The sequence below is a fragment of the Colwellia sp. MB02u-10 genome (genome assembly GCF_014077185.1).
Classification (GTDB): domain Bacteria; phylum Pseudomonadota; class Gammaproteobacteria; order Enterobacterales; family Alteromonadaceae; genus Cognaticolwellia.
Genome location: NZ_JACGVK010000090.1, coordinates 1 through 1,515, shown reverse-complemented (window position 1 = coordinate 1,515; position 1,515 = coordinate 1). Strand labels below are relative to the sequence as shown.

The 1,515-nt window shown below is 41.8% G+C and carries 1 protein-coding gene; it reads left to right on the top strand.

The window, feature by feature from the left end; genetic code table 11:
* The first annotated feature begins 103 nt into the window (after positions 1-103).
* Positions 104-1,258, top strand: a complete 1,155-nt coding sequence (locus tag H4J59_RS03975) for an IS110 family transposase (RefSeq protein WP_182236994.1) — start codon at positions 104-106, stop codon at positions 1,256-1,258.
* Positions 1,259-1,515 lie beyond the last annotated feature (257 nt).

Below are 1,515 nucleotides of genomic sequence, written 5' to 3'. Positions count from 1 at the left end.
TAGACACAATGACTCCCCACAAGGTGCTAGCCTCTAAACGTGGGTTAGTTTTACAAACCAGCGCCATAATTAGTGTGTCAAACAACTAAAAACAGAGGCTAGCATGATAAAACATAACATACTTTTCATTGGCTTAGATACTCATAAAACATTTACTGAAGTCGCTTATATTGAAGACCAACGTGGCGCTAAATCAACTCATCTAGGTAAAATACTCAGTAATAAAGCCGCCTTTAAAAAACTCGCGCGACAATTACAATCAAAATACCCAGATGCCACACTTCATTTTGTGTACGAAGCTGGCCCTTGTGGCTATTGGATTTACCGCTTGCTCACCAGTCTTAATCATTGCTGCTATGTCATCGCACCTTCGCTTATCCCTAAAAAACCAGGAGAGAAAATCAAAACCGATAAACGTGATGCGCTCAAACTTGCAAAGCTGCTCAAGTCTGAAGATTTAACCCCTATCTATGTCCCTGAGCCCGAAGATGAAGCCGTTCGCGATTTATCACGCGCCCGTGAAACCAGCATGAAAGATTTAAAAGACGCAAAATACCAACTAAAAGCTTTGCTGTTACGTAACAACATTAACAGCAAAATAAAAGATAACTGGTCATTACAGTATTTGCGTTGGCTCGCTGAATTAGTGCTACCGCATCCTTGTCAGCAAATTGTTTTGCAAGAAGCGATTTCAACCATTACTGAGCGACTAAAACGCTTAAAAAGGCTGGATAATGAATTAACACATCAAATAAAAAACTGGCGGTTTTATCCTGTTGTTAAAGCGATACAAGCGCTCCGTGGTGTGAGGTTATTAGTAGCCACAGGAGTGATTGCCGAACTAGGTGACTTATCACGCTTCGACCATCCCAGAAAATTAATGAGTTACCTTGGTCTGGTACCAAGTGAACATTCAAGTGGCGATAAACGCCACTTAGGTGCTATTACCAAATGCGGTAATAGCCGTGCAAGACGACTACTGGTCGAAGGTGCACACTCGTACAAACACAACGCCAATATATCAAAAGAAATGCAATTAAGGCAGGAAGGATTAAGTAAAGAAATCATCGATATGGCATGGCAAGCACAATTGAGGTTATGCAGACGATATAATCGACTCATGCACAAAGGCAAACATCGTAATGTGGTCGTTACGGCCATCGCCAGAGAAATGATCGCTTATATTTGGGCTATTTCTCGTGAGGTAGTGCTACCAAAGGTTGATGTGAAGCTAAGAATATCGAGAGTACCTGCATGAATAACTGTCTACAAAAAAGTGTTGAGTTAGCGCATGGGATCAAGCATCGGGTGTGGCACAACCACCGACGGCGTTAGGATGGCAATAGCCTAACGGCTATTGAACCACGAACATAGACTGAAGACAGGTGCCACGACGAAATGAGTAAGGTAGGCGCTGCTAACAAATAAGTTAGTAATCCACGAATATCAGCATGATAACCGACGAAATTACTTGCTTCATTCTATGCGTTAACTCACTTAATACTAAAAGTGAAT